3 protein-coding genes and 1 pseudogene are annotated in these 2,496 nt (G+C 70.2%); 3 read left to right on the forward strand and 1 reads right to left on the reverse strand.

Going from position 1 to position 2,496, the window contains the following annotated elements; all coding sequences use genetic code 11:
* Together KBX53_RS29400 and KBX53_RS29405 are read left to right on the forward strand one after the other, a co-directional pair.
* Window positions 1-221: M23 family metallopeptidase (locus KBX53_RS29400; protein ID WP_210862878.1), on the forward strand; the 221-nt coding region annotated here is incomplete at its 5' end.
* Between the two features lie 13 nt (window positions 222-234).
* Window positions 235-834: a hypothetical protein gene (locus KBX53_RS29405; protein ID WP_210862880.1), complete on the forward strand. Its 600-nt coding sequence runs from the start codon at window positions 235-237 to the stop codon at window positions 832-834.
* 2 nt (window positions 835-836) lie between these two features.
* Here the strand turns inward: KBX53_RS29405 and KBX53_RS29410 are convergent, their stop codons facing one another.
* Window positions 837-1,400, reverse strand: coding sequence for a hypothetical protein (locus KBX53_RS29410; RefSeq protein WP_210862882.1), 564 nt, complete (start codon window positions 1,398-1,400; stop codon window positions 837-839).
* Window positions 1,401-1,594: 194 nt separating this feature from the next.
* Between KBX53_RS29410 and KBX53_RS29415 the strand changes: the two are divergent.
* Window positions 1,595-2,496, forward strand: a pseudogene (locus KBX53_RS29415) (cell division protein FtsK); the annotation flags it as partial.

The following is a 2,496-nucleotide window of genomic DNA, read 5'->3' on the forward strand; positions in this document are numbered from 1 at the left end:
ACATCACCCGTTACTGCCACATGGTGGTCCAGCCCTTCGTCAAAAAGGACCAGATCGTCACGGCCGGTCAGGTGATCGGCAAGGTCGGCAGCAGTGGCAACTCCTCCGGCCCGCACCTGCATTTCGAGGTACACCTGCGCAACAACCGCAGCGCCTCCGGCGCGGTGAACCCGGTCCCGTTCATGCGCGAGCGGGGCGCCCCGCTGCGCGCCGCTGAGTGAGGTCACCGCAGGGATGACCGGTCCATTGCCCGACCCGTTCGCCGACCAGCCCGACTGGGCACCGCAACCACCTCGACCGCTGGCCATCGTCCCCGCGACGGAGCGGGTCGACCTACGCGGGCGACGGGTGCTGGTCGGGTTGCCCGGGCTGGGTTGGCGTGGCGATCTGCGCGCGGACGACCGGGTGGTGCAGAACGCCCGGACCTACGTGCCGGTGATTCCCGAGCACGAGTGGTACCGGGCCGAAGCCGAGCAGGTCGAGGTGTTCGCTCCGTTGGTGCCGGTGGAGCGGGTCTGGGTGGAGACCGTCGGCAGCCGACCGGTGGTGGATGGTGCCCGGGACACCGGCATCCGGTTGGTCTCGCTGGACGGCCCGGCACACCGGGCTCCCACGCCGGTCTTCGAAGCCGACGCGGTCACCGGGCGGCGGGTGGTGCACGTCGAGAATGGCCTGGAGCACCGTGACCTTCGAGCGGTCACCGAGACCTACTCGGGCGCCGAAGGGGACATCTGCGTGCGGATCACACCTGAGGTGGAGTGGTACCGCTGGGCTTGGCGCGGCCAGTCACCCACCACGCTGGAGGTTCCGGTTCACCTGCTCTGGATCGAGTGACATCAGCCAGCACGTGCGCCGCCACATACCTGCCAACCGCCGTCATCCTCGACGACAGTAAACGTCCAGTCCTCTCGGCGACTGCTTCGGACGACACCCTCGGCAGCGCCGGAAATAGTCAGCGTGGTGGCAACAACTTCTCCCGCACCCGACTGTGTGCGAGTCAGTGCACCCCAACTGACTCGCACAGTGACCCCGAACTTCGCCTCACGCTGCTCAGCCTCAGCTCGCAGGTCTCGAACGGGCTGAAGGTCGGCTCCGCTCTCGCAGGTGAAGAGGTCTGCTCTCGTGTCATTGCGATCCACAAGGAACGCGCGCAGATAGTTGTCCACCACTACGTCGGGTGCGCTGCGATCCGGGGCTGAGGCGCGGTCGTACCAGACGTAGGCGGTGGCGATTCCGCCGAGACACAGCAGCGCGAGCACGCCAGCGGCGACGGTGAGAACCGTCCGCATCCGGCGGCGTGGGGGCTGCGGTGCCGGCGCTGCCGGGGCGGGCGGCAGCTGCTCGGACGGTGTCCGCTGGGCCGGTACGCGGGAGACCTGGGAACCGGCGGTGGGCTGCACTGATTCCACCTCCTGAAGTTATCGGCTGGACGCTCCGGAGCCAATGCCTCAGATCCAGCGGATCGTGACGGACCCCTCCCCACCGGTGAGATCCGCTACAACACCGGCGCAGCGCCGAGGCACCTCCCGGAGGTGCGCCCGCGGCTGGGATACCGTCTCTGCTTGGGAGGGGTTGCCAACCTCGGGTAGAGGGGGTGGACGCGGTGGCCGGTCCGAAGGCTCGCACGAACCGCGCCGCAGCCCTGCACCGTCGGGCGACGGCTGTCGCGACCGCGGCTGCCGGAATCCTGGACGAGACGCGGCCGGCTCCGGCGGATCAGCGCCGTCAGTACGAGGTGGCTGACCGGCTACGGGCGGCTGCGGCGTTGGTGGCTCCGGGTTGGGCGGGCGCGGCGCTGGATTCACTTTCCGTGGACTCTCCGGCTGGTGATGGTCCGCCGCCGTTCGTTCGGGTCGGCACTGCGGCGCCGTTGGACGACGCTCGTTTCCCCGCGTTGGTGCCACTTGTCGGCACCGGTCATCTCAGCGTGGACGTTGACGCGCGCGAGGCGCGAGTGGCGGGGTTGCTCCGGGCCGTACTCCTGCGGTTGTTGGGTGCGGCACCGGCGGGTGCTCTGTTGATTCGCGCGGTGGATGCCACCGGGGCGGTGTTGACGCCGTTCGGGGCGCTCGCGGATGCCGGTCTGCTGCCGCCGCCGGCGGTGGATGTGGCGGGTCTGCGTGCGGTGCTGACCGAGGCCGAGCAGTGGGTCACGCCGGGGGCGAGTGGGCGTCGTCGTCACGACCGGACGCTGTTGCTGGTGGTGGCCGCGTTGCCGGAGTCGACCGGTCCGACCGATCTGGCGCGCATCGAGACGTTGGCCGAGCAGGGGCCGGCCGCGGGGCTGCACCTGGTGGTGGCGGGTTGGCCTCCCGCCGGCCCGTACTCGGCCCGGGCACCGCTGCCGCTCAGCACCGCGCTGGCGTTGCGTAATGCGTACGCGCTGCTCGGTGACCCGCCGGGGGCGTCGTTCGCCGGGCCGGGCGCGGATCCGCCGGGTGGTTTGAACTCTCCGGTCTTCGTGGAGTCGGACCCGCCGGCCGAGTTGGTCGACGC

This window comes from Micromonospora sp. M51 (assembly GCF_018070305.1).
GTDB lineage: Bacteria > Actinomycetota > Actinomycetes > Mycobacteriales > Micromonosporaceae > Micromonospora > Micromonospora parva.